Genomic DNA, 24,644 nt, shown 5'->3' with positions numbered 1-24,644 from the left:
GATTGTAATAAAGACATCTAAAGCAGAAATCCTTCTGTTTTAGATGTCTTTTTTTATTAAAAAACATTTGATATCAATCCTAGCGATACGAACTTATGAATCGTGAGAAAGATTACATAAAAACGATTCAGTAGAAAAGACGTACATAACTAAAAAGAGGATAACTCGATGCTAGAAAATAATATGGAGTAAAAGATGCTTTTAAATAAAGGAGGATATATGAAGAAACGGGTTTGGCTAGTTGTATTAGTGGTCATTATCTTAGGAGGAATCGGTGGGAAGATGTATATGGATAAAAGGGAAGAAGATCTCCAAGAATTGCTGGATATACAGAAAGATCTGGCGAATTATGTGTACAATAACTATCGAATTTATACGAGAGATAGTGAGAAACAAGAGGAAATCGTAGAGGAATATCAAAAAGAAGGAGGAATAACGACGGAAGAATATTTAGAAAAAATGTTGAGTATCAGAGAGTATTCAGATATTGAAAAGATAGAATTTACTGGATATTCTATTGACCCGATGAATTCATTAATTATCTATTTCACAGTAAATGATGTTTATCAAGAAGAAGTATGGTTAGACACAAGATCTGCAGAAACAGATAAGTTTATTTACAGAATAACTAGTGGCAGAGGTCAAGGACCTTATTTTATTAATGAAATAAAGGAAGAAAAAGGGATTGATATCTTAGATGATCAAATTGTTTATTATACAGGAGGAATAAATTAATGGATCAAAATAGATACTTATCTAAATTTATATATCAATTAGAAAGTGGCAAGGTAAATTATGGCGATAAACCTCTTGGAACAAACCATATCGTTATAGGAACTTTAAATACAGATAAAGACAAAATCGGCAATGAATCTAAACCAAAGAAAAATAGTACACAAGCAATGGTTGTTGCTGAACTTAAGGATCGTTATAAGGCACTTGATAATGAAGATCTAAAGAAAATCAAAGGCTTTCCCGACTCCGTCATCACCAAAAAACTTACGATTGCTTATGCTGGCACGACTTCGGTCAAAGATTGGCATACAAACTTCGTGGAAATTTGGGAGAACAATAAACACTCAAATGGAGTATTTTTCTTCACCTTGAACTATGTCGCCAAATTGAAAAGCATTACCCAAAGTTAGAGGGGGGATACGATTTTAACGACATGGTGATAAGTAGGTGGAGCTAAAGCACACTTCTTGTTGCAATAATCAAAGGCAATGACAAAGTACTTACTGAAATAATTAATTTTTATCGTGGCCATACATAACTATCAAAATCAGAGTGTTCAATAAAAAAGATTATATCTAACATAAAAAAATTCCAGAGTAAGTAAGGAGCTTATTCTGATTATATAAAAAACTAAATGAAGTCTGAAAGGAGGATATATGAAAAAACGGCTTATGCTAGGTGTGTTAGTGGTCATAATCTTAGGAGGAATCGGAGGAAAGATATATATTGATAAAAGAGAAGAAGACCGCCAAGAATTGCTGGAAATACAGAAAGATTTGGCGAATTATGTGTACAATAACTATCGGTTATATACGACGAATGATAAGGAAACTGATAGATTTACACAACAATATAGTAATGGAGATCTGACAACAGAAGAATATGTAGAAAAAGTTGTCAATGTTAGGAAATATATTGATATAAACAAAATAACATTTACTGGATATTCTATTGACCCAATGAATTCATTAATTATCTATTTCACAGTAAATGATGTCTATCGAGAAGAAGTATGGTTAGATACGAAATCTGCAGAAACAGATAAGTTTATTTACAGAATAACTAGTAGCAGAGGTAAAGGACCATATTTTATTGATGAAAGAAAGGAAGAAAAAAAACTAGATATCTCAGATGATCAAATTGTTTATTATACAGGAGGAATAAATTAATGGATCAAAATAGATACTTATCTAAATTTATATATCAATTAGAAAGTGGCAATGTACATTATGGCGATAGACCTCTTGGAACAAACCATATCGTTATAGGAACTTTAAATACAGATAAAGCCAAAATCGGTAATGAATCTCGATCAAAGAAAAATAGTACGCAAGCAATGGTAGTAGCAGAAATTAAAGAAGAATTCAAAAAACTTAATGATAATGAATTAAGAAAATTATCTGGCTTCCCCGACTCCGTCGTTACCCAAAGTTAGAGTATTATACGATTTCATCGACAGGGTACTCAGTAGGTGGAGCTAAGCACACTTCTTGTCGCAACAATCAAAGGCAATGACAAAGTACTTACTAAAATAATTAATTTTTATGTGGCCATACATAACTATAAAAAGAGTTATATCTAACATAAAAAAATTCCAGAATAAGTAAGAAGCTTATTCTGATCATATATAAAACTAAATGAAATCTGAAAGGAAGATATATGAAGAAATGGCATTGGCTAGGTGTGTTAGTAATCATTATTTTAGGAGGAATCGGAGGGAAGATGCAGATGGATAAAAGAGAAGAAGATCGCCAAGAATTGCTGGAAATACAGAAAGATTTGGCGAATTATGTGTATAACAATTATTGGCTCTATATAAACAACCGGGAGAAAGAAGAAGAAGTCTTCAGGAAATATGACTATGGACAAGGAGAAATGACAACGGAAGAATACTTGAAAGCATTATTGGAGGTCAGAGAGTATTCTGCGATAACTAAAATTGAGTTTACGGGTTATTCGGTCAGCCCCATGAATTTCTTGACCATTTATTTCACAGTAAATGGAGTATATGAGGAGGAGGTAAGTTTAAGTACTATTTCTGCAGAAACAAATAAACCTATATACATGATTTCTGATAGTACTGGAAATGGTCCTTATTATATAACAAAAAGAAAAGAAAAAATAAATTCGATTCTGGCAGATGAGCAAATTGTCTATTACGAGGGAGGGATAGATTGATGGAACCAAATAGGTGGCTATCTGACTCTGTATATGAAGTTGAACATGGATTAATAAAAGTAAATCATCTAGTAAAAGAAATCCCCTATATAGTTATAAACACAGTAGATACAAATAAAGACAAAATCGGCAATGAATCTAAGCCAAAGAAAAATAGTATGCAAGCAATGGTAGTTGCTAAAATAAAAGAGGAATATCTTGGTTATACTGAACAGCAATTAAGAAAAGTACCTGGTTTCCCCGACTCCGTCATCACCAAAAACCTTACGATTGCCTATGCTGGCACGACTTCGCTCAAAGATTGGCATACAAACCTTGAGGAAATTGGTCGAAGTAATAAACATCCAGATGGAGCATTTTTTTCCGCTTTGAACTATGCCCGTGAAATTGAAAAGCAGTATCCTAAGTCAGAGGGGTACACGATCTCAACGACGGGGCACTCATTAGGTGGAGCTAAAGCACTTTTTGTCGCAGGACTCAATGGTTATGACAGCGTGACGTACGGTGCGGCAGGACCAGGGCTTGCGCTAGCATTATTGGATAATCATCCCGGTACTTTGATCAATATCTACGACACCTCGGATGTTGTCACGAGTGGGATTTTGACTGGTGGGAAAGGGATGCTTCAAATCAATAGTATTGGAATCGATAATTCGGGCTGGGAAACATTTGGCCATTCGCTGGACCAATTCAAAACTGATGAAGAGGGAAATTATATCGATAAGCATGGCCAGATCATCGTATACGTCGATGCCAATGGAGATATCTTATTAGCCCCAACTTTGTGGCAACAAACACTTTTAAAAAACGAAGCAAGGATCAAACTACTAGCAGTCAGTGGCGAGCATACGCTAGATGAAATCAAGCGTTTGAAAGAAGAAAATGAGTGGCTTAAAGTTCAAATCAAAGAATTCTTGACATTACAAGAGTTACGGCAGAAGCTGACTGGAAGTGGCGGCGGGCTTTCTCAATCAGAAAAAATTTATTTAGAGGATAGTCAAGCGTTGGCTGTAGTGCGGACCGCAGCAAGTAAATTTGATGAGGCGATGGTTAATGTTCGCGTGATTTACCAAAACGGGATCACGGAGTTGGAAGAGTTGTGGAATGACTGGTTGGGAAGAATACGCAATTATACGCCCCATTTGACGTATAACGAGGTAATTGAAACATTAGCCGAAGTTGATTGTACAAAATGGGAGATCGTCGATGAGCCAACCCAGGAATTTAGGGATAAAATCCGCCAGATCGATCAGCTGTCGGAACAGTTTCAATCGCTTGCTGATGAAATTACCCAAAAAATCAATGAGATGGTGGCACGTGACAAAGAATTAGCGAATCAATTGTTTGGCGTATAAAAGGAGGAGAGGAAAATTGAGTAAGGAAATACAGCTTTATGAAACATATCAAGCAACGAAACGAAGATTATCAGAGCAAGAAGAAGTATTGGTTACAACAGAAAGAAAAGTCCATGAGCTAGCAGAAGTGACTTATAAAGATCTCCGATTGATTTTACAATCTTTTTCTGAACCACAAGAGGCGCTAAATTATGGTCGTATCATGATTTCTCGTTTAGAAGAGGATCTGGCGACGGAATTGATCCATCAGCGAAAAAAAATCCAGCTTGATTTAGAAGATAATGAGCAGAGCTATCGTAAGAAACTGGCGCAATTGAATTAAAAGAATGGAGGTCTTGAGATGTTTGAAATGATTGATCAATGGTGGGAGAATTATCAGAAAGATATGGAGAAATACCTAACTCGTTCACTTGGAATCGCACTGAAAAGTGAGAAGGGGGGCAGAAGGAGAAGCGTAAATCAATCTGGAAAGAACGAAACCAATAGAGCAAAACGCACGATTTCTTCAGCAAATAAGGGATTGAAGGAGGCGCTTAAAGGGCAATTCGGCGACAAAGTGTCGTTAGCTTTGGATGAACAAGAAAAAGCGTTAGACAAGGGTTAGTCAAAGAAATACAATCATCTTATAATTACATAAACTGAAAAAGGATTCTATTAGAAATAATCAACTGAATAATCGATCAAAGAGGTTGTGACAGAAGTGTCGAACTCTGAGAAATAAGCCGAGAAACCCGAAAATTGTTCTTCAAATTTTTGGGTTTCTCGGCTTATTTCTGAAGGAGTTGCTTCTGGAAAACCATTTATTCGTTTTTAAGGTTAGAATCAAAAATGAATTTTATTTTTGTTCCAGACACTTTTTTTGTGTGGAATTGTTATAGGATCTCGTTGGATAGTCTTTATTTTTTACACTCGAAAGAAATAAAATTTAACATATTTTATATTTAGGTTGAAAAATCATTTCACAAGAAGTATAATCAGTTTATAAATGAATGCGGATACATGAATGGGGGGAGTACATGTTTGGATTTTCTGTATTTATGAATCAAGAAATGTCTGATGAAACGAAAGTGTATATCCATGAGATGGCGGAGAAAGGATTTATCGGTATTTTTACCTCGATGCATATTCCAGAAGATGATGCTTCAGCATATAAAAGGCGTTTGACGGAACTTGGAAAAGTAGCGAAATCACACGGATTGGAATTGATGGTCGATATATCGGGGAAGGCATTAGAGTTGGCAGGTTTCTCCTTAGAAAATCTTGCGCCACTAAAAGAGATTGGTGTGACAGGTCTGCGGATGGATTATCATCTATCGAATGAGCAGATTGCGAAGTGGTCGCATCAATTAAAAATCAGTTTGAATGCAAGTACGATCACTGAACAAGATGTGCAAGAGTTAAAAGAAGCGGGTGCTGATTTTAATCAGATGGAAGCTTGGCACAATTATTATCCACGTCCGGAAACAGGTTTGGACAAATCTTGGTACAAGCGAAAAAATCAATGGTTAGTAGAGCAAGGATTTACAGTCCAAGGCTTTGTACCTGGTGATGAGGTGTTGAGAGGACCGCTATACAAAGGACTTCCGACGTTAGAAGAGCATCGTAATCAACATCCTTTAGCAGCCGCACTAGACTTGGCTTCATGCGGAACAGATCTGATCTATATTGGGGACGGCGGACTTTCACTGACTGTGCGCGAACAATTTGCCTATTATCAAGAAACAGGCGGTATCTTATTGCATGTCGCATTGTTGGATACACAATTTGGACCAACCATTTTAGGCACACATACGAATCGACAAGATGAAGCTAAATCAGTCGTGCGTAGCGCGGATGCTCGATTTAAGGAAATTCCTCATATTCCTGTTCGTCAAACTGATGAGCGGATAAAGGGGACGATCACGTTAGATAATGAAAGGTATCTGCGCTACATGGGAGAAATCCAATTGATGAAAGAAGATTTACCAGCAGATGAAAAGGTCAATTGTGTGGCACGAGTGATCTCGGCTGATTTACCATTGATCCAACATATCCACGCAGGGACGATCTATAAATTTATATGTAAAGAAGGAATTGAGAAATGAATATCGATTTAGATAAATTAACAACAGAATGTAGAAATCAAAAAACATTTGGCTTAGATGAAATGAGTGTTGCAGAAGCGGCTCGTTTAATGAATCAAGAAGACCACGAAGTTGCTAAGGCAGTCGCAAAAGAATTACCAAGTATTGAACCAGTGATTGAAGCAGCGATTGCTTCTTTTAAAAAAGAGGGGCGCTTGATTTATATGGGTGCTGGGACAAGCGGTCGATTAGGCGTATTGGATGCTGCGGAGTGTGTACCAACGTTTGGCGTTTCACCTGAAATGGTCGTTGGTTTGATTGCAGGTGGCGAAGCGGCTATGACTGTCGCAGTTGAAGGCGCTGAAGATTCACTTGAATTAGGGAAAGAAGATTTGATCCGGTTGAACTTAACGGAAAATGATTTAGTCGTAGGTATCGCTGCTAGTGGTCGTACGCCTTATGTGATTGGCGGGCTAGATTATGCCCGTTCGATTGGTGCAAAAACAGCGACGATTTCTTGTAACAAAGAGGCTGAAATCAGTCAACATGCTGATTTTCCGATTGAAGTGGATGCCGGACCAGAATTTTTAACAGGTTCGACACGTTTGAAATCTGGAACTGCTCAGAAATTGATTTTGAATATGATTTCTACAATCAGTATGATCGGTATCGGAAAAGTATTCAATAATCTCATGGTCGACGTTAAGCCAACAAATGAAAAATTAGTCGAACGTTCGAAACGGATCATCATGGAAGCGACAGAAGCGGATTATGAAACAGCGGAAAAATACTTTCATGAAGCGGAACAAAATGTTAAACTAGCCATCGTTATGTTATTGACGAATAGTGACAAAGAAACAGCAAAAAGAAAACTAGCTGAGGCAGACGGCTTTGTAAAACGAACGTTGTAAGGGGGAAGTGGAAATGGGAAAAAATGAATTGACTTTAGCAGAACTGGCAAAACAAATTTATGCTGGAGCAGGTGGGATGGACAATGTAGACAGCGTTGTCCATTGTATGACCCGAGTTCGCATGAAGATCATCGATGAATCGCTTGTTGATGTATCAGAGTTGAAAGCGATACCAGGAGTGCTGGGAGTAGTAGAGGATGAACAGTTACAAGTGATCATCGGACCGGGAAAAGTGAACAAAGTCGCACAAGAAATGGTGGATCAAGCTGGTGTAAAATTAGGAGAAAAAATCCCTGGAACCCCTGATTCTTCTGTTGGCTTATCAGGGAAAGACAAAGTCAATGAACGGGCGCAAGCGATGAAAAATGCGCAAAAATCAAAACAGAAGCCATCGAAAATCAAATCAGTTTTAAAAGATATCTCTAATATATTTGTCCCAATGATCCCAGCTTTCGTTGGTACAGGGATCGTTGCGGGGATTGCTGCGGTATTGACCAATCTCGTAACAGCTGGAACAATTGATGGTGCGACTTGGCAACAGTACATCGATATCATGAACATTCTTAAAAACGGGATGTTTAGTTATCTTGTCATTTACACTGGGATCAATGCGGCTCAAGTATTTGGCGCAACTCCTACGCTTGGTGGTGTCATCGGTGCGGTTGTTATGTTGTTGGGAATGAATCCAGAAGCGCCTTTAACGAACTTATTCACTGGTCAGCCCTTAGCTGCGGGACAAGGTGGTATCCTTGGAGTGATTTTTGCGGTTTGGTTGCTTTCGATCGTCGAAAAGAAATTGCACCAAATCGTTCCCGATGCGGTAGATATCATTGTCACACCAACCCTTTCATTGATCGTGATTGGTTTGATCGAGATATTCTTGATCATGCCATTAGCAGGCTTTATCTCAGATGGCATGGTTGGTGGAATCAATTGGGTACTTAGCGTGGGCGGAGCCTTTTCCGGATTTGTGTTAGGTACATTGTTCCTACCAATGGTGATGTTTGGTTTGCATCAGATTTTAACTCCGATCCATGCACAGATGATCGATCAAACAGGCTATACATTACTATTACCTATTTTGGCGATGGCAGGTGCAGGACAAGTTGGGGCAGCTTTAGCATTATGGGTTAGATGTAAAAAAGACAAAGAATTGACTGAGATGATCAAAGGGGCTTTGCCTGTTGGGATTTTAGGAATCGGTGAACCGTTGATCTACGGTGTAACGTTACCTTTAGGCCGTCCGTTTATCACTGCTTGTATCGGAGGCGGTATCGGTGGTGCGGTGATCGGTTTGATCGGAAATATTGGTGCGATTGCCATTGGCCCTTCTGGTGCAGCGTTGATTCCTTTGATTTCAAATGGCAAATGGTTTGGCTACGTTCTTGGGTTATTGGCCGCTTATGCTGGCGGATTTTTAGCTACTTTCTTTTTCGGTATTCCAAAAGAACAATTGCTGAAAGAAGAAATCGCAGAAGAAACTTCTGATTATGTCGAATCTTCGACTGTTTTGCCTAGTCAAACACAAGCAGTTCAACTATATGCAGTAGCGGACGGTACGGTGCAACCAATCGAACAGGCGAGTGATCCTGTTTTTGCTCAAAAGATGATGGGAGAAGGTTATTTCGTTGAACCGATCAACGGTCAGATCTATGCCCCAACTTCAGGGGTCATCAGCTCGATTTTCCCAACGAAACATGCCATCGGATTGACCACTTCTGATGGGTTAGAGATCTTGGTGCATATGGGCATCAATACGGTTGAATTAGGTGGAGTCCCATTCGATATAAAAGTGAGTGAAGGACAGTCTGTGACAAAAGATACGTTGTTAGCCGAAGTTGATCTAGCTGCGATCAAAGATGCCGGAAAAGAAACCGCTATGATGGTTCTATTGACTAATATGGAACATGTCCATACGTTTGTTTTGACACATACAGGTGAAGCAAAAGCAAAAACACCAGTAATGGATGTTGAAAGTGTGAAATAACAAAAAGCGCAAAATCCTTTCGATTTTGCGCTTTTTGTTATGCTTTATAACGGTCAACTAAGGCCCGATAGATTCTTTCGACATCTGTTGGTGTACCACGTAATTCATAGTCTTCTACCATAGGGAAGCCAAATTGTTCAGCATATTGTTTTGCTGTCAAACAATATTGATGATTAAAGTTTTTGTTCCCACTACCGATGACACCAAGACAAAGCGTATGATTTTCTTGGTATTCCAAATATTCACGCATAGTCTCTGTCAAAATCTCCTGATCACCGCTATCGATGCCATTACCTCCTTCTAAATAAGTAGGTACAAAGGTAAAAAAAGGTTCAGTTTCTTTTTCAAAGTCGCTATTTTCATGGATCTCCTTCAAATCGACTAAGGGAAGTGAAGCATCTATGTCATGCTGTTCCGCAGCAAATGCCGCTAATTTTTTGACGAATCCTCGGGTATTACCAGAAATTGAGATATATAAGATATTCATGATCTCGTCCTCCAATCATTCTTAACTAGTATAGCATTTTTTTGTTTCTTAGGTAGGGAAGAAAAATGAAATGAGCATTCACTTTCCTTGTATAATTAGAAAAAAGTAGTTACAATTAAATTTCAATTAGAATTTTTTTGAAAGAAATAAATGGAACGAAGATTTGCTATACTTTGCATATAAAAGCGTTTTATTTTGGAGGATGGGTACATGGACACAGAGCAACAGAGAAAAGGTATTGGGTTGATCCCGTTAGCGGCCTTAGTGATTGGGTCGGCGATTGGAGGTGGCGTTTTCGGTATTATGACCGACATCTCAGGATCGGCTGGTGGCCCGGCAATATTCAGCTGGGTGTTAGTTGGGTCTGCCATGATGATGCTCTCGTTGTCAATCAATAATATCAATAAAAAACGACCAGAGTTAGAAGGTGGTATTTTTAGTTATGCCGAAGCTGGTTTTGGTCGATTTGCAGGATTTATCAGTGGTTGGGGGTATTGGCTGACTTGTTGGTTAGGAAATGTGGCCTTTGCTACTTTATTGATGAGTGCGCTAGGTTACTTCTTTCCAATATTTGATGGCGGGCAAAATATTGCCTCAGTCATTGTCAGTACGATTTTTTTATGGGGATATGCTTGGCTTGTCAATCGCGGCGTCGAAAATGCAAGTTACGTCAATGCAATCGTGACGATCTGTAAGTTAGTCCCTCTGTTTTTATTTATTATCGTTGCAATCAGTACCTTCTCACTGCAACAATTTATCAATAATTTTTCAAGTGAGATCATCTTGAATGCGAATGGACAACCGGTTCCTTTCTCAGGACAGATTCTCAGTTGTATCATGGTGATGCTATGGGTATTTGTAGGGATCGAAGGAGCTTCTGTTGTTGGTTCACGAGCAAAGAAAAAATCAGATGTTGGAAAAGCCACGATTTTAGGTATTTTTGGCTTGATTGTTATCTATGTGTTAGTTTCCATGTTACCTTATGGCACGATGTCGATGCAGGAACTACAGACGATACAAACGCAACCTGCGATGGGCTATGTGTTTGAGATGATGGTTGGTAAATGGGGCGCCATCGTGATCAATGGTGGCTTGATCATTTCCTTGGTCGGTGTATGGTTGTCTTGGACGATCCTACCGATCGAAACGATGCGCAATATGGCGGATGACGGATTATTGCCGGCACGCTGGGGGAAAGTCAATAAAAAAGGGGCACCAACATATGCGATCGTATTAACGACTATATGTACAAATGCTTTTTTACTTTCTCTATTGTTTACCGATAGTGCCTATAACTTTGCTTACACACTCGGAACAGCAGCGATCTTCTTTACATGGCTGTTTTTAGGATTGTATCAAATGAAACTTTCTTATCAAAGAAAAGAGTGGGTCCAGTTCTTTGTTGGGCTATTAGCAAGTGCTTTTCAAGTTTGGGCGATGTTATTTGTCGCTTTCAATGAAGTGATGCTCGTTCTTGTATTGTTTTTACCAGGTATCTTGTTTTATCTCAAAGCAAGAAAAGAAAAACAACAAGCTACTCCACAGACAAAACTTGATTATCTATTGCTTTCATTAGTATCGATTTTTGGGATAGTAGCAGCGGCATTATTTGCGACTGGAGTGTTACATCTTTAGAGCAAAGTTAAGTTACTATTTTTGTTTTACTCAATAACATCTGAGAGATTGTCCAGATCATGGTCATTTCTCAGATGTTTTTTCGTGTCTGTTACCCGATAAAAGGATAAAAAGAAGGATCGTTCTCAGGACGATTGTAATGATTGATCAAACAAACAATTTTGTAAGGGAAAATATTGAGAGAAAGATGGTCGAAAGATAAGACGATTGTCTATACTTGTTTTGTGAGTCACAGAAAAAAGGAGGAAATATATGAGGGTAAAAGGGTTGACGAGCTATCAATTGAAATGGATAGCGATTGTCTTTATGGTCGTTGATCATATCAATAGTTATTTCGGGATGCAATTAGGGTTGCCTAGTTGGGTTTCATGGTTAGGACGTTTCGTTGCGCCATTATTTGTGTTTTTATTAGTTGAAGGTTTCAAGTATACGCACAGTAAATATCAATATGCAAAACGATTAGGAATGGCGGCTTTTGTAGTGGCTATTGGAAATGTTATCTATAATTTAGCAACAGGAAATTACATTAGTTCGTACAATAATCAGCCAAACTATTTTTTATTTTTAGGGCCACATAATATCTTTTTGACATTATTCTTACTATTTTGCTTGATGTGGGTTCTTTCTATAATGAATGGGACGATTTGGAGAAAGGTAATACTTTCAGTAGCAGCACTTGTGTTGATGTTCATCACTGTGGCTTTTTCTGAAGGGGGCATTTATTTAGTTCCGATGTTGTTGCTGATGTACTTCTTCCGTGAGAAAAAAGAACACGGGAAATTGATAGTAGGTATTTTTGTATATACGCTGATTCTATTTTGCTTAGCTATCTTATCTTATACACAAATGCCTGATTACCAATCATTGTATCAGTTTTTGACGTTCGATAACGAATTCATGATGGTAACAGTCATTCCGTTCATTATTTTGTACAATGGAAAACTAGGAGGGACTGGACGCGCATTTGACAAGTATTTCTTCTATTTGTTCTATCCGATACATCTATGGATCATTTACTTGATCTATACCTTGATCAACTAAGCTATATTCAATGAAACAAACGAGGTGATTAGAAATAGTTTTTTACTATTTGTAGTCTCCTCGTTTATTTTTATGATCGATATTAATGACTATATTTTAGTTAAGTAGTCAATAACAAAGGGTCGTTATGTAGTGTAAGGAAGAGAACAGCCGTAGAGTACGCATAAAATGGCTTCTTTGTTATAGAATTGACAGAATTTTTGCAATATAAAAATTTTTTTGTAAGATTTCTCTATATTTTCAGTCGATTTTATTTTATAATGAAAAAATATCATGTAATTTTTAGGAGGAAAACGGATGGAAAATTATCTTAGCCTTTTAGGCGTACTGATTGTTATTCTTGGTTTTGCTTTCAAGTTAGATTCGATTTTGATCGTCATGGTTGCGTTAGTCGTGACAGCTTTTACTGGTGGTTTAGGACTTGAAGGAATGCTAGAAACTTTAGGTACAAGCTTTGTAAATAACCGAGGAATGGCAATTTTTATTATCATTATGTTAGCAACTGGTACGTTAGAACGCAATGGTCTGAAGGAATCTGCTGCAACGTTGATCAAACGTTTCAAGAAGGTATCAGCTGGAATGATCATCGATATTTATGGTGTTTTCCGAATGATCTTTGCAGCCTTCAACGTTAGTTTCGGTGGTGTAGCCGGCTTTGTCCGTCCAATCATCATGCCGATGGCGTTAGGTACTGTGGAATCAAAAGGATTAACAGTTAATCCTGAACATGAAGAGGAATTAAAAGGGATGTCTTCAGCAATGGAGAATATCTGCTGGTTCTTTGGGCAAGTGCTATTTATCGGTGGTGCGGGTGCTTTATTGGTTCAATCCACATTGAAAGATTTAGGCTACGAAGTTACCCTTGGTCAGTTGGCGTTGGTGCAAATACCAGTCGCAATCACTGCGCTGATCGTAGCGAGTGTCTATTTCTATTTAAAAGAAAAGAAATTAGCGAAGAAATACTATCCAGGAAAGGAGAAATAAGATGGGTTTTTTAGACTTTTTTACAAATTCTGAAGTATTACTAAGTGAAAAATTATTAGAAATCTTATATATCTTGATGGGGCTAGTTTTGATCTATACAGGTCTTCGTAATGCTTTTGATAAAAGTAACCCTCATCGATTTGGTTCTGCCTTTTTCTGGACAGTTTTGGGTGTCGTGATTGCTGCTGGTCGTTGGATATCGCCAATTGCCAATGGGGTATTGATTTTCGCGATGACGATCCCAGCTATCACGAAAAAGGTGAGCAAGGGTGCAAGTCGTTTGCCATCAAAAGAATATATGGAAAAGATGTCAGACAAGTTAGGCATGAAAATCTTTATTCCCGCATTGAGTATCGGGATCTTTGCCATTTTATTCGCCCTGTTCACTGATTTAGGTGCTTTAGTCGGTGTTGGTGTGGGGGTATTCGTAGCGATGCTGATCTTGATGTTCTTTTCAAGAGACAACCGCCCAACAACCTTCTTAGATGATGCATCAGACATGTTAGGGACAGTTGGTCCTTTAAGTATGTTGCCGATGCTCTTAGCTTCACTTGGTGCGGTCTTCACGAGTGCAGGAGTTGGTACAGTGATCTCCAGTGCTGTCGGTACGATCGTTCCTGAAGGGAATGTCAATATTGGGATCATCATCTATGCGTTAGGAATGGTTCTATTTACAGTGATCATGGGGAATGCTTTTGCGGCAATCACCGTCATGACAGTAGGTATCGGTGCTCCTTTTGTCTTTAGTCAAGGAGCTAATCCAGCGCTGATCGGAATGGTCGCATTGACATGTGGTTTCTGTGGAACATTGCTAACACCAATGGCTGCCAACTTTAATGTGGTACCAGTAGCAATGTTGGAAATGAAAGATAAATACGGCGTGATCAAGAATCAATTGTTTGTTGCTGTATTCATGCTCGTTTTCCAAATCGTATATATGATTTTATTTAAATAAGTTTATTGAGCGAAAAAGAATCAACGATTTCCGTTAAATATGGAGAAGATTGATTCTTTTTCCGAACATCAAAACATTTCAATATTGTCCATTTTTTGTTAAAATGGACAGACACTGAACCATTCGAATAGGAACGAATGATTCCAAGTGCTGGATCGCGTCACAACTAACAAATTTTTGTTTGTTGGTTGAGTAAATCTTTTGATGATGAAATGACGTATTAAATTGATAGAATAATGGAGGAATGGAACATGAAAGTACTCGTAACTGGTTTTGATCCATTTGGTGGAGATAAAGTAAATCCTGCCTATGAAGCAGTCAAAAAAATGCCGTCTGAGATTGCCGGCGCAGAAATCATTAAATTGGAAGTTCCCACTGTCTTTGGTAAGAGTGGGCAAGTCGTGAAAGAAGCCATCCAAGAACATCAACCTGAGATCGTGATTTGTGTCGGTCAAGCAGGGGGACGTTCAGCAATTTCTTTTGAACGAGTAGCAATCAATCTTGCAGAAGCACGTATTGCAGATAACGAAGGCAACCAACCTTTTGATACACCATTAGAAGCAGACGGACCAGCTGCTTACTTTACCTCATTACCGATCAAAGCAATGACAAAAAATGTACAAGAACATGGATTACCAGCTTATATTTCTTATACAGCCGGTACATTTGTTTGTAATGACATCATGTATCGATTGCTACACTTGATCGAAACAGAATTCCCAACGATTCGTGGCGGCTTCATCCATGTGCCATTTTCACCAGATCAAGTCATTGATCGTCCTGTAGGGACACCAGCGATGTCACTTGATGATATTGCATCTTCATTGACTTATGCGGTAGAAGCGGCAGTAAACAACAAAGAAGACATTTCAGGCAATGCAGGAACAACTCATTGATCGCAAGTTGAATCAATAGAAGTGGCTGATGCGACTGAACGCTAGTTTAGAAATGTCACGTATGAGACAGCGAAAAGCCGAAACACTATTTTCGGCTTTTTTGTTGCTCTTTTGATTTATTTTACATCCCTATTTAGAAAAGCAGGTGCAAGCGATGAATGAAAGTTGGCAAGTCATTTTTGACGAGTGGTTTCCTAAAGAACTCAAGCAACACTATCCAATAAAAATCTCAAAACAGTATACAAGTAGCCAACGATGGGAAATCTACGAGCGGTTGACGAAAGAGCAACGAATCGTCATTGATCAACATCGCCGCTATTTGATCCATTCTCGTTTTTTGGAAGAAAATTATTTGGCAGCTACAGATTGGGTTTTTTCTGACTTCAAGATCAATCCTTTTTTTCGTACATCAAGAAGGCAACAGAAACTGTATTGTGAATGTGGGCGTGAATTGAAAGTGCAATATATCGTTCGTTCGTCGAAAACGGGCAAAGAGCTAAAATTAGGAATCAATCATTTTGCTGAACATTTACATGTTAGTCCTACAGTTGCAGCATCTATTAATCAAGGGATGACGAAAGTGGATCTGGCACTTGATGAGATCCTATGGCTAAAACAACAAAATATTGCTTTTCCAGAGCGCCTTTGGCAAGAATATTGTTTGATGCTGTATCATAATCGGCGCCTTAAACAGCCCATTCTTCCCGACAAAAAGCTGACTACACGAATCGCTGAATTTCGCCAAGCGCAATTACCGATTTATTTAGCAGACTATCAAGCAATGGAAAAATATATCCAGCAGGTGGGATATCAAACGAAAGATAAGCCGAAAAAATTCCTTGGGAAAAAAACATTGTTTGAGGACTTTTCAGAAGAATTGACGAAAGATGTTGAGAATTTCTTATCTAATTATCAACTATTTCTCCAAAAAGATTGGTCGTCTGTTTCATTTGAAGAAGCAAGCCACCCTTCTGTTGCTTTTTTTGAAAAGTTTATTGCTGATCTAAGAGAAGGATCAAGGGAAGAAAAGCATTTGGATGTTAACCGATTAGCAAAAGAGCAACGTTTTATCCAACCACAAATTTATCATTTTGTTTGGCAACAATATCAACGTTATGGCTTTACAACTGGTTTTTTCGATAGCATTCCTCGGGTAATGAGGAATGGTTTTCTAAAGACTTTACGCAAGGAACGTGAAGAAAAACAGCAAGCTGCAACAAAAACAGTGTCAGAAATAGAATGGCAAGAACTTGCAAAGAAACTCAAACAGCAATCCGTCCGCTCTTTGATGGAAGCATATGAACAAGCAAACTATGTATTTACTTCAGAACAACAGCTTGCATTGAAAAAATTCCAAGAATTGGAATCAGTGATACAAACGATGGATGAAGAGACTAGAATGTTGATCAAGGAATTGTTCTAGTGGTCTCGAACTATTGAGAGAATCATAACGTGTCGATACCTAGAAATAAGCGAGAAAAGTCCCAATCTATTTTTGGTGATTTTCTCGCTTTGCTAATGATTTTGAAAGAACAAATTAATTTCTAGTGCAAGTCTCAAGAAACATGATGTGAAAAGTATTCCGCTTCCATTCGTTGCATTCGTTCTCTTTCTTTTTTGTTGTACCAAGGGGATACAGTAAAGGCTAATAAGTCGTTGATCAAGTAAACTGAGCTATTGATAAACATCGCTAAACTAGCAGAACCATGAGTATATGAGACATACCAGAGAACCATTTGTGCAAGACCGGAAGCAAGCCACCAATAATATTGATTGTTGTAGCGAAGGAAGCTAATGATACCAGCAGACAGACTAATTGAAAAAGCAATCGCATCGATCCAAGGACGAGGATCATCTGTATACGTGCCAATCAAATAACCAGACGCCAAGTAAACCAAAATAGTACCAGCTATGGCGATCAACCAACTTTTTCCACTAAATTGTCGAATTTTAGAAGCCATATTATGGTTCCATTCTTTACTTAACAATACAGGGATATCTAAAGTAACCATATAGGCAATCTGTTCACCGATACTCAAGTAATTTTTAGCAGAAAAACCAACGATAATAAAACAAAGAGCAGAAAGTATCCCTAAGATACCATTGACTGATTTGGCGGCGTTGATCGATAAAATACATAATACACCTAAATTAGTACCGATAAAGGTAATGATCGCTAACCAAGTGATTGGCTGATTGACTAGAGTCATCACTTGGCATCCTAAACTAAAGTAGAATAAATAATAATTCTGTTGAGGCCAGCCTTTCAATTGATGAGTTAAAAATTTTAGATAATTACGCATGTAAAAAACTCCTTGGAACACAATATATAGTGTTTTATTATTTTCTGAACACAAATTATTGTATTCCTTTAAAAAAATATTTCTAGTCTTTCATTTTAAAAAAATATATGTTATTATTCGATTTGATTGTTTTCTGAAAAAATACATTTGCATTACAAACGATGAAAAAGCAGGGGAAGCCACGCGATGTGGCTCCTGTTTTTTTGTGTTGAGGGAGAAAAATCTTTGTTCTTCCTATAAGTCCTGATAAGATAAAGGAAACAAAGAGATTGGAAGTGTAGAGATGAATTTAACAACGATCCACCATGTCGCAATCATTGTGTCAGATTATCAAAAGTCACGCACTTTTTACGTTGATTTATTAGGGTTTGAGGTTATCCGTGAGAATTATCGAGAAGACCGTGGAGATTATAAATTAGATTTGAAATTAGGTGAGATGGAGCTTGAGATTTTCGGCATTGAAAATGCACCTAAAAGACCAAGTTATCCAGAAGCTTGCGGCTTGAGACACTTAGCATTCAAAGTAGAAAGAATTGAAGAAACCGTAGCTGAATTGCAAAAACTGGGCATTGAAACTGAACCGATCCGCATCGATACCTTTACAGGAGAAAAAATGACCTTCTTTTTTGATCCAGACGGTTTGCCCCTCGAATTACATGAATAGGTAACAAATTTGTCACTTTTTCTTCCTTTCATTCGATTTTTTTCTTTTATGATTCTTGCTATTCTAAAAAGAAAACAGGGAGAGAATCGAATGAAAAAAATAATCATTGCAACGTCGATCGCCATCATTGTCAGCTTAGCCGCTCTATTAGGACTATTGGATGCAAACTTTTCCTTTGATGACATCAGTGACCAAGAATATCAAGTTTCATTGCAAAAAGCAGTGACTATCTTACGAGACGAATACCAAGAAGAGAAAGTCAGCCGTATCCAGTTCAACCAATTAAAGGAAGAACAAAGTAACAAAAAAATGTATGAGTATATTTTTTATACTCCTGATCGCGTCGTAACAGTGAACCCAATCTCAGGAAAGTCAAGAGTTGTGGAAGAAAGTCAGAAAGAGCCAGGGCAATTCTTTAGTTTAAAAACGATCCAGCAAGTGAAACATCCGCAGACTGCTATGAAAGAAGCGGTCCATAAAGTCGGAAAACAGCAAGGAAAAGCAAAAAGTTGGGAAATCACAACAAAAAGTGGTCAGTTGTATTATCGGATAGCCGTAGATGGCAAGAATCACTTAGAAGACGTGTTGATCAGCGCTTAAAAGAGAAGGGGTTTCACTTCTCTTTTTTGGTAGTTAAGAGTAAGCTAAAAGTGTAAAAAAAAGAAGGGATTGAGGAAATCATGCAAAAAATGATTTGTCCAAACTGTGGAAAAAAATTCACTTATGAAGAAGTAAACCATATCGTAGAACACGTAAAAAAAGAGATGCCGATCGTTTGTCCCTATTGCCGCTTTGAAGCGAAAACAATCGTTTCGAATGGGTACTTTGTGACACAAAAAATCGAGGATTATCTAAATTAGCTGTTTTGCTCTTAGATTTCATTGTGTTAGAATGAAAAAAAGGAGTGTCAGAAATGATTCGTAATGCAAGAAAAGAAGATGCGGCAGCGATTGCTCCGCTTATTTTAGTTATTTTGAAAGATATGGATCTACCCTTTCTTTTAAAGTACGGAGAAGAAAAAACATTGGAGATCTTAGAAGAAGCAATCACAGATCCAGACTATCGCTACAGCTATACAAGAGGGATCGTTGACGAGCGAGAAGGCAAGGTAGCAGGGATTGCTTATGGTTATACAGACGAAGAAGAGTCGTTTATCGATCAACCATTAGAGAAAGTGTTGCAAAAACATGGTATTTATGAACAGGTGGAAATGTTTGCGGATAGAGAAACCTTTCCTGATGAATGGTATTTAGATTCAATCTGTGTTTCTGAAGAATTTAGAGGACAAGGGATCGGTTCCTCTTTGCTAGAAGCATTACCACCGATCGTAAAAAAACAAAACCGCGATGCCATTGGACTAAGTTGCGATAAGCAAAACCCGCAAGCTAGAAAATTATACGAACGTCATGGCTTCAAAGTAGTGGGCGAACGTACGATCAGTGGGCATCTTTATGATCATATGCAAAAGAAAATCGTCGAGTGATTTTTTAAATGAATCGTTTGAAAAGAAAGGCTGGTACGAAATCCGTAAACAGCCTTTTTTGTTGTTCTTTTTTTTCAGCTAGAAGCAGGTAATCAGGGGAAACGATTATGACTCCAAAGCAGTAATTTCTGATCAATGTAAAAAATTATTTCTTTTATGTGATACAGTAAGATTGGTATAGATTTTTTACTAGGGAAATTTCACGGACCGAGAAAAGGATTTGATCGTTGGTTTTAGTAGATGCAATAAGCTTCGGCTTTTTTATTGTACATAATCTGTACTAGCGACTGGATCAGTTTCGGGATTTTTGATGGATGAATGAAAGGAGAAGGGGGATTGGCGAAAAACTAGCTGATAAAAATACGATAGTAGGGCAACCATTTTTCACACATCGATTTTTAGAAAAGAGGAAAACGAATTGAAAAAAATACTCTTTTTCATTATAAATATGATATTTTTGATTGCTACTTTGATAAATGTTTTTTCTTTATTTTATGTTTATAATCAAAGAAATTTAGATTTTGTATCGAATCATTTTACTTCTAAAGACACAGTTCGTCTCATCGCTAACCAAAAGATAGATTCTGAAAAATGGCGAGAATTATTAGAGGATCAAAAAAATATTTTGGTTGTTAAAAATTTAGAAAGCAACTTCTATTTTAAAGCTATTTATACGAATTATGATTGGTATCTTCCGCTGATTGAAGGCAGAAGTTTTGTGCGAGAGGATTTTTATGATGGAAAAAACAGAGCAATCATTGGGGAAGGATTGGCAAATACAGATACAGGAACTATACGTATTGAAGAAAAAGAGTACGAAGTTATTGGTATATTAGACAGTCGCTATGCAAAAAATTTATCAAAAACAGCTTTGGTAAATATCAATTCATTAGAAGGAAATCAAACCAATGGAGTGTATCAAATCAATTCAAATAAGGCAACGATGGAAAAGCTAAAAAGTGAGCTGATAAATGATATAGCAGCTATTACTTATTCGGAGGATACCAGATCCTATAATGCGAATAATTTAGAAAATAATAATCAAGTGTTGCGATATTCATTTCAAGTACTATGCTTATTAGCAATTGGGATGTGTGTCTTGTTTTATTTAACATTAACTCAGTCGACAAGATCGCTGAAAAAAACGATAGGGATATCGAGAAATACTGTGCTCTTAGAAGAAGTGAAACACTTATTCTTCTTCTGGATAATTGAGAGTATTCTTGTTTTGGGAGGAGTCTATTTACCGTTCAAACAGTCCATTTATGATTCGATAACTATATTTGCTGTTAGTTATATTTCTTCGCAAATGCTTATCGTGGGATGTTCAGTCCTTCTGTTTAGTTTTCTTTTTATACGGAATTGGAGGAACATCGATGAAATTAAATAATCTTATAGTAGAGGTTCTTGAATCTGTAAAAAGAAAAAAGTATTTGCTATTCTTTTATGGACTGTTTTTACTATTTTCATTTTTGACACTATCTATTTCAACTGTCATGTTTCAAGAGAATCATAATGAAGAGCATAGGCTGTCTGTAGGAAACACAAAAACCTTTAAGTTGGTAGACACGCTTATTGGGGAAAAAGAAGAAAACTTTTTAAAGAATCTTCAGAGCGTTAATTATCTGAATGCTATGTACAAAGAATTAATGGACAGCCAAATAGGAAACTATCAGATAGTGAGTAGTCAAAGTATCAATTATTTGCAGGATAAAGATTTACCAACTCATTTTATCGAAAATTACGAGCAAATTGTTGGTTTTGATCGAAGTTTGAGTAAAGAAGAGATCCCTTTCAAATCTTTACAGGTAAACGATCATGCGTTGAAACGCTTCAAGCTTAGACTAGCCACTGGAGATTCTTTTTCTCAGGATGATTATCAATATAGTAGTGGGAAAATCTCAGTTATCTTAGGGGATAGTTACTCCGATCATTTTTCTATGGGAGATAACATACAGCTATCTTATCTTTTTAAAGAATTTGAGGCAGAGGTCATTGGTTTCGTTGAAAAAGGAGAAAGGATTACTTTTAACGAGTACGAAGACTATGTGCTAGACCATTATATGATTTTGCCATTTATCGAACATGCACCTCAAAAAATCAGTGAAGAAGAATTTTCATTTTTTCAAAAACATTTTCTAAATGGGATCAATGGCTACTTTCAAGTTCCAGAATCGTTCTCTCAGGAAAAAGTTTATAAGTTAGTAAATGATATTTCTGCGACATATGAAGTGGGGACAGTCGATTTAATAGGTGAATCAGGATTTCATTTATCGTCACTCTTATTTACAATCACTAAAAACAATGAATTACTAAAATTAGTTGTCTCTTTTTCAATAATTATATTAGTGTTGATAACTATTGTTTTTTGTTGTTTAGAAATGTATCGAGATAAAAGAATATACCAATTACATTTGTTGTTTGGAGCGACAAAAAAAGAAATTCGTAATTATATCATGGGAGAAAAAATATTGCTTTTATCCTTTGTTCTATGTGTAAGTTTAATTTTAGCTAACTATTTAGGGGAAGTGACACTTGGTCTCTTTATTCGTTTACTCAGCTTGTCCTTACTTTTACTTTTTTTATTCTTTTTAATATCAACTATTATTCTTAGAAAATGGAGAATTACAAATGATTAGTATACAGGATGTTTCCCTTAAAATAAGAGATGGCCGGAATAAGAAAGAATTATTTCAACACCTGAATTTGGATCTAAACGAGGGGCAAAAAATAGCGATCATGGGGAAAAGCGGGAGTGGTAAAACCACTTTATTAAAATTGATTGCTGGTCTTATCAAAGCAGATACAGGAAATATATTCTTTGAAGATAAAAACCTTAGAAAAATGAGCGCGAATGAGTTGAGCGCCAATCGCTTAAATAATATTGGATTTATTTTCCAGAATAATCCTATGATCGAGAGTAAAAATGTATTTGATAATATTGCTTTACCTTTAAAATATTTAGGAATCGAAAAGAAAATAATTGACCAAAAAGTTCAGGCTGTTTCCCAAAGTCTAGCTATTGAGGATTTATTGTTAGAAAATCCTTTCTATCTATCTGGAGGGGAAAAGCAAAGAGTGGGAATTGCACGAGCACTTATTACGGAACCTAAGCTGATCTTAGCGGATGAGCCCACAGGTTCTTTAGATGCTGAAACTGAATCGATGGTTTTAAATATCTTTCAGAGAATTGAATTAACAAGAACTAGTTTTATTATGGTAACACACGATTTTTCCGTAGCTAATATTTGTGACGAAATATATACATTACAAGATAAAAAGCTTTTAAAAAAGTAAGAAACGATACTATGATAAATAATGATGAACGAGTGTGATTTTGACGTATGATGTTAAAATTTCGCTCGTTTTTTTATTTTGAATAGATGGAACAAAGCTAAAAACTTCTGGATTATTTTTAAACTATAACAAAGTAATAGCTATAAAAGTGGTGGTGAATAGGAATCATCTATAAACAAGATTTCAATAAATTGTTAATTTCTAGAAAAGTTTCAGAAAAGGTGTTTATTTTATTAACTTTTAGGACTATAATAACAAATGTTTTTATGTTATGGAAATTCATATATTTATGAAAAGAGATGAAATTATGTTTAAGAACAAGTTTTTGAATCTATTCCTACTATCGGCTTTGGTGATCAATCTGTGTTTTCCAATCCAAGTAATTGCCGAAACATTTATTCCACAAGATCCAGGAAGTGTCTATGATGATTTGACTGGTGATTATGGACTACTAGGAATTGCTTCTCAGTTCCATGTATTCGCAAAAGAAAAAACAACGATCAATGCGCATACAGAGGGCAATGTAGCAACGGGTGTGTTATCAGCCACAAATAATTTCGGTACCTCGATCACTACAGGAGATTTAAACAACGAGATCAACTATGCACAGGTTATAGAGAACATTAGCAGTTCAGTCGAGACCTCTGCTTCTGATACCCGCGTGAATGAATTTATTGTGGGTTCGGGAAATGTGGTCACGAGTGAAAATGATAAAGTTGTGGTCAACGGGACGAGATTGGATCATCTAACACAAGATGAATTCTATCAAGATCAACCAGGTCAACAATATATTGATTTTGAAAAGGAATTTGAACGATTGATTGAAGCTTCAGATAAGCTGATGACATCAGACTCATCAAAAACATATACAACTGCTGATTTTCCCGACATGAATAATCGTGTGATCGATTGTACAAGTATTGAAGGTGATGAACCTTTGATCATCAACGTGGATGCTTCGGTTCTTGCAAAGAACACACCATTGCGAATCAATAATCCTGATGGGAAAGTGATTGTCATAAACGTTGTGGATGTGCCAGAAGATTTCACTGTGCATTCACAAATCCAATATAATGATCGCTCAAACCATCAAACAGAAGATTTTTCTGATGCCAATATTTCTTGGAATTTTGGGACTAAAACTGGACAACTGACAATTGATGCACCATTTCAAGGAACGATTATTGCCCCTTGTTCGGATATCACGGTCAACCAAAGTCAGGATGGAACGATCATTGGGAAAAATGTTACTTTAAATGCCACAACAAACCGTTGGGATCCAAATGAAATTTTTCTTGCCACAGATACGGATGATAAGACAGGTGAAAGCAGTACCGAGCCAAGCACGAGTGAAAGCAGTACAGAACCAAGCACAAGTGAAAGCAGTACAGAGCCAAGCACAAGTGAAAGCAGTACAGAACCAAGCACAAGTGAAAGCAGTACAGAACCAAGCACAAGCGAAAGCAGTACAGAACCAAGCACGAGTGAAAGCAGTACAGAGCCAAGTACGAGCGAAAGCAGTACAGAACCAAGCACAAGTGAAAGCAGTACAGAACCAAGCACAAGCGAAAGCAGTACAGAACCAAGCACGAGTGAAAGCAGTACAGAGCCAAGCACGAGCGAAAGCAGTACAGAACCAAGCACAAGTGAAAGCAGTACAGAACCAAGCA

27 protein-coding genes are annotated in these 24,644 nt (G+C 37.2%); 25 read left to right on the top strand and 2 right to left on the bottom strand.

All coding sequences use genetic code 11. The features are described 5' to 3' along the window. Positions 1 to 195: 195 nt before the first annotated feature. The 11 genes from JZO83_RS12135 to JZO83_RS12085 all read left to right on the top strand — a co-directional run bounded on the left by JZO83_RS12135 (position 196) and on the right by JZO83_RS12085 (position 9,229). On the top strand, positions 196 to 735 hold the full coding sequence (locus JZO83_RS12135) for a hypothetical protein (RefSeq protein WP_347401522.1): 540 nt from the start codon (positions 196 to 198) through the stop codon (positions 733 to 735). Then, positions 735 to 1,145 carry a hypothetical protein gene (locus tag JZO83_RS12130; RefSeq protein WP_207115897.1) on the top strand — a complete coding sequence of 137 codons (411 nt, stop codon included), beginning with the start codon at positions 735 to 737 and terminating at the stop codon, positions 1,143 to 1,145. Before JZO83_RS12135 ends, JZO83_RS12130 begins: the two co-directional genes overlap by 1 nt. Before the next feature lie 246 nt (positions 1,146 to 1,391). Continuing rightward, complete coding sequence (locus JZO83_RS12125; RefSeq protein WP_207115896.1) at positions 1,392 to 1,904, top strand: hypothetical protein; 513 nt, start codon at positions 1,392 to 1,394, stop codon at positions 1,902 to 1,904. After that, the gene (locus JZO83_RS12120; protein WP_207115895.1) at positions 1,904 to 2,170 is read left to right on the top strand and encodes a hypothetical protein; all 267 of its coding nucleotides are present in this window, start codon (positions 1,904 to 1,906) and stop codon (positions 2,168 to 2,170) included. The genes JZO83_RS12125 and JZO83_RS12120 overlap by 1 nt, the downstream gene beginning before the upstream one ends. A gap of 224 nt (positions 2,171 to 2,394) precedes the next feature. Beyond that, complete coding sequence (locus JZO83_RS12115; protein ID WP_207115894.1) at positions 2,395 to 2,913, top strand: hypothetical protein; 519 nt, start codon at positions 2,395 to 2,397, stop codon at positions 2,911 to 2,913. Then, positions 2,913 to 4,268 carry a triacylglycerol lipase gene (locus tag JZO83_RS12110; RefSeq protein WP_207115893.1) on the top strand — a complete coding sequence of 452 codons (1,356 nt, stop codon included), beginning with the start codon at positions 2,913 to 2,915 and terminating at the stop codon, positions 4,266 to 4,268. Before JZO83_RS12115 ends, JZO83_RS12110 begins: the two co-directional genes overlap by 1 nt. Positions 4,269 to 4,284: 16 nt before the next feature. Then, positions 4,285 to 4,590: a hypothetical protein gene (locus JZO83_RS12105; RefSeq protein ID WP_207115892.1), complete on the top strand. Its 306-nt coding sequence runs from the start codon at positions 4,285 to 4,287 to the stop codon at positions 4,588 to 4,590. An 18-nt stretch (positions 4,591 to 4,608) separates the two neighbouring features. Next, positions 4,609 to 4,872: a hypothetical protein gene (locus JZO83_RS12100; RefSeq protein ID WP_207115891.1), complete on the top strand. Its 264-nt coding sequence runs from the start codon at positions 4,609 to 4,611 to the stop codon at positions 4,870 to 4,872. A gap of 412 nt (positions 4,873 to 5,284) precedes the next feature. Beyond that, positions 5,285 to 6,352 (top strand): MupG family TIM beta-alpha barrel fold protein, encoded by a 1,068-nt coding sequence (locus tag JZO83_RS12095; RefSeq protein ID WP_207115890.1) that lies wholly within the window; start codon positions 5,285 to 5,287, stop codon positions 6,350 to 6,352. Beyond that, positions 6,349 to 7,242 (top strand): N-acetylmuramic acid 6-phosphate etherase, encoded by an 894-nt coding sequence (murQ, locus tag JZO83_RS12090; protein WP_206853989.1) that lies wholly within the window; start codon positions 6,349 to 6,351, stop codon positions 7,240 to 7,242. The genes JZO83_RS12095 and murQ overlap by 4 nt, the downstream gene beginning before the upstream one ends. Positions 7,243 to 7,255: 13 nt before the next feature. Continuing rightward, a complete protein-coding gene (locus tag JZO83_RS12085) occupies positions 7,256 to 9,229 on the top strand; it encodes a glucose PTS transporter subunit IIA (protein WP_207115889.1) in 1,974 nt (657 codons plus the stop codon). Between the two features lie 37 nt (positions 9,230 to 9,266). Here JZO83_RS12085 and nrdI read toward each other — a convergent pair whose 3' ends face one another. Continuing rightward, positions 9,267 to 9,716: a class Ib ribonucleoside-diphosphate reductase assembly flavoprotein NrdI gene (nrdI, locus tag JZO83_RS12080; RefSeq protein WP_206853986.1), complete on the bottom strand. Its 450-nt coding sequence runs from the start codon at positions 9,714 to 9,716 to the stop codon at positions 9,267 to 9,269. A 210-nt stretch (positions 9,717 to 9,926) separates the two neighbouring features. On the opposite strand from nrdI, the gene JZO83_RS12075 reads away from it, so the two are divergent. The 6 genes from JZO83_RS12075 (at position 9,927) to JZO83_RS12050 (ending at position 16,650) form a co-directional block, all read left to right on the top strand. Next, positions 9,927 to 11,351, top strand: coding sequence for a basic amino acid/polyamine antiporter (locus JZO83_RS12075; protein WP_206853984.1), 1,425 nt, complete (start codon positions 9,927 to 9,929; stop codon positions 11,349 to 11,351). Between the two features lie 252 nt (positions 11,352 to 11,603). Beyond that, positions 11,604 to 12,392, top strand: coding sequence for a TraX family protein (locus tag JZO83_RS12070; RefSeq protein WP_206853981.1), 789 nt, complete (start codon positions 11,604 to 11,606; stop codon positions 12,390 to 12,392). A 297-nt stretch (positions 12,393 to 12,689) separates the two neighbouring features. Next, positions 12,690 to 13,376: a DUF969 domain-containing protein gene (locus tag JZO83_RS12065; RefSeq protein WP_104776690.1), complete on the top strand. Its 687-nt coding sequence runs from the start codon at positions 12,690 to 12,692 to the stop codon at positions 13,374 to 13,376. A 1-nt stretch (position 13,377) separates the two neighbouring features. Then, entirely contained in the window at positions 13,378 to 14,331 is a 954-nt protein-coding gene (locus JZO83_RS12060) for a DUF979 domain-containing protein (RefSeq protein ID WP_206853979.1), read from the top strand. A gap of 251 nt (positions 14,332 to 14,582) precedes the next feature. Beyond that, a complete protein-coding gene (pcp, locus tag JZO83_RS12055) occupies positions 14,583 to 15,227 on the top strand; it encodes a pyroglutamyl-peptidase I (RefSeq protein ID WP_206853976.1) in 645 nt (214 codons plus the stop codon). 154 nt (positions 15,228 to 15,381) lie between these two features. Then, positions 15,382 to 16,650 carry a hypothetical protein gene (locus tag JZO83_RS12050; protein ID WP_207115888.1) on the top strand — a complete coding sequence of 423 codons (1,269 nt, stop codon included), beginning with the start codon at positions 15,382 to 15,384 and terminating at the stop codon, positions 16,648 to 16,650. 133 nt (positions 16,651 to 16,783) lie between these two features. Here the strand turns inward: JZO83_RS12050 and pnuC are convergent, their stop codons facing one another. Next, positions 16,784 to 17,530: a nicotinamide riboside transporter PnuC gene (gene pnuC / locus JZO83_RS12045; RefSeq protein WP_206853973.1), complete on the bottom strand. Its 747-nt coding sequence runs from the start codon at positions 17,528 to 17,530 to the stop codon at positions 16,784 to 16,786. Positions 17,531 to 17,813: 283 nt separating this feature from the next. On the opposite strand from pnuC, the gene JZO83_RS12040 reads away from it, so the two are divergent. The 8 genes from JZO83_RS12040 to JZO83_RS12005 form a co-directional block, all read left to right on the top strand. Next, positions 17,814 to 18,194 carry a VOC family protein gene (locus tag JZO83_RS12040; RefSeq protein ID WP_206853970.1) on the top strand — a complete coding sequence of 127 codons (381 nt, stop codon included), beginning with the start codon at positions 17,814 to 17,816 and terminating at the stop codon, positions 18,192 to 18,194. 90 nt (positions 18,195 to 18,284) lie between these two features. Next, on the top strand, positions 18,285 to 18,794 hold the full coding sequence (locus JZO83_RS12035; protein ID WP_206853967.1) for a hypothetical protein: 510 nt from the start codon (positions 18,285 to 18,287) through the stop codon (positions 18,792 to 18,794). 80 nt (positions 18,795 to 18,874) lie between these two features. After that, positions 18,875 to 19,054: a hypothetical protein gene (locus JZO83_RS12030; protein ID WP_019723704.1), complete on the top strand. Its 180-nt coding sequence runs from the start codon at positions 18,875 to 18,877 to the stop codon at positions 19,052 to 19,054. Between the two features lie 53 nt (positions 19,055 to 19,107). Continuing rightward, positions 19,108 to 19,677, top strand: a complete 570-nt coding sequence (locus JZO83_RS12025; protein ID WP_206853965.1) for an N-acetyltransferase — start codon at positions 19,108 to 19,110, stop codon at positions 19,675 to 19,677. A 418-nt stretch (positions 19,678 to 20,095) separates the two neighbouring features. Next, positions 20,096 to 21,067 (top strand): ABC transporter permease, encoded by a 972-nt coding sequence (locus JZO83_RS12020; RefSeq protein WP_207115887.1) that lies wholly within the window; start codon positions 20,096 to 20,098, stop codon positions 21,065 to 21,067. Beyond that, on the top strand, positions 21,054 to 22,316 hold the full coding sequence (locus JZO83_RS12015; protein WP_207115886.1) for a hypothetical protein: 1,263 nt from the start codon (positions 21,054 to 21,056) through the stop codon (positions 22,314 to 22,316). Before JZO83_RS12020 ends, JZO83_RS12015 begins: the two co-directional genes overlap by 14 nt. Then, positions 22,309 to 22,974, top strand: coding sequence for an ABC transporter ATP-binding protein (locus tag JZO83_RS12010; RefSeq protein WP_207115885.1), 666 nt, complete (start codon positions 22,309 to 22,311; stop codon positions 22,972 to 22,974). The genes JZO83_RS12015 and JZO83_RS12010 overlap by 8 nt, the downstream gene beginning before the upstream one ends. A gap of 307 nt (positions 22,975 to 23,281) precedes the next feature. Then, the coding region (locus tag JZO83_RS12005) for a choice-of-anchor A family protein (RefSeq protein ID WP_207115884.1) at positions 23,282 to 24,644 on the top strand (1,363 nt) is incomplete at its 3' end.

The sequence above is a fragment of the Enterococcus sp. DIV1298c genome (assembly GCF_017316315.1).
Classification (GTDB): domain Bacteria; phylum Bacillota; class Bacilli; order Lactobacillales; family Enterococcaceae; genus Enterococcus_B; species Enterococcus_B mangumiae.
The sequence above is the reverse complement of the archived record's forward strand: the minus strand, read 5'-3'. Positions and strand labels throughout refer to the sequence as shown.

Coding starts and splice junctions, on each gene's coding strand:
- JZO83_RS12095 (WP_207115890.1), top strand. CDS start 5,285: ATGTTTGGATTTTCTGTATTTATGAATCAAGAAATGTCTGATGAAACG.
- JZO83_RS12085 (WP_207115889.1), top strand. CDS start 7,256: ATGGGAAAAAATGAATTGACTTTAGCAGAACTGGCAAAACAAATTTAT.
- JZO83_RS12015 (WP_207115886.1), top strand. CDS start 21,054: ATGAAATTAAATAATCTTATAGTAGAGGTTCTTGAATCTGTAAAAAGA.
- JZO83_RS12135 (WP_347401522.1), top strand. CDS start 196: ATGCTTTTAAATAAAGGAGGATATATGAAGAAACGGGTTTGGCTAGTT.
- JZO83_RS12100 (WP_207115891.1), top strand. CDS start 4,609: ATGTTTGAAATGATTGATCAATGGTGGGAGAATTATCAGAAAGATATG.
- JZO83_RS12065 (WP_104776690.1), top strand. CDS start 12,690: ATGGAAAATTATCTTAGCCTTTTAGGCGTACTGATTGTTATTCTTGGT.
- JZO83_RS12040 (WP_206853970.1), top strand. CDS start 17,814: ATGAATTTAACAACGATCCACCATGTCGCAATCATTGTGTCAGATTAT.
- JZO83_RS12115 (WP_207115894.1), top strand. CDS start 2,395: ATGAAGAAATGGCATTGGCTAGGTGTGTTAGTAATCATTATTTTAGGA.
- JZO83_RS12120 (WP_207115895.1), top strand. CDS start 1,904: ATGGATCAAAATAGATACTTATCTAAATTTATATATCAATTAGAAAGT.
- JZO83_RS12010 (WP_207115885.1), top strand. CDS start 22,309: ATGATTAGTATACAGGATGTTTCCCTTAAAATAAGAGATGGCCGGAAT.
- pcp (WP_206853976.1), top strand. CDS start 14,583: ATGAAAGTACTCGTAACTGGTTTTGATCCATTTGGTGGAGATAAAGTA.
- pnuC (WP_206853973.1), bottom strand. CDS start 17,530: ATGCGTAATTATCTAAAATTTTTAACTCATCAATTGAAAGGCTGGCCT.
- JZO83_RS12060 (WP_206853979.1), top strand. CDS start 13,378: ATGGGTTTTTTAGACTTTTTTACAAATTCTGAAGTATTACTAAGTGAA.
- murQ (WP_206853989.1), top strand. CDS start 6,349: ATGAATATCGATTTAGATAAATTAACAACAGAATGTAGAAATCAAAAA.
- JZO83_RS12110 (WP_207115893.1), top strand. CDS start 2,913: ATGGAACCAAATAGGTGGCTATCTGACTCTGTATATGAAGTTGAACAT.
- JZO83_RS12125 (WP_207115896.1), top strand. CDS start 1,392: ATGAAAAAACGGCTTATGCTAGGTGTGTTAGTGGTCATAATCTTAGGA.
- nrdI (WP_206853986.1), bottom strand. CDS start 9,716: ATGAATATCTTATATATCTCAATTTCTGGTAATACCCGAGGATTCGTC.
- JZO83_RS12070 (WP_206853981.1), top strand. CDS start 11,604: ATGAGGGTAAAAGGGTTGACGAGCTATCAATTGAAATGGATAGCGATT.
- JZO83_RS12075 (WP_206853984.1), top strand. CDS start 9,927: ATGGACACAGAGCAACAGAGAAAAGGTATTGGGTTGATCCCGTTAGCG.
- JZO83_RS12050 (WP_207115888.1), top strand. CDS start 15,382: ATGAATGAAAGTTGGCAAGTCATTTTTGACGAGTGGTTTCCTAAAGAA.
- JZO83_RS12025 (WP_206853965.1), top strand. CDS start 19,108: ATGATTCGTAATGCAAGAAAAGAAGATGCGGCAGCGATTGCTCCGCTT.
- JZO83_RS12130 (WP_207115897.1), top strand. CDS start 735: ATGGATCAAAATAGATACTTATCTAAATTTATATATCAATTAGAAAGT.
- JZO83_RS12035 (WP_206853967.1), top strand. CDS start 18,285: ATGAAAAAAATAATCATTGCAACGTCGATCGCCATCATTGTCAGCTTA.
- JZO83_RS12030 (WP_019723704.1), top strand. CDS start 18,875: ATGCAAAAAATGATTTGTCCAAACTGTGGAAAAAAATTCACTTATGAA.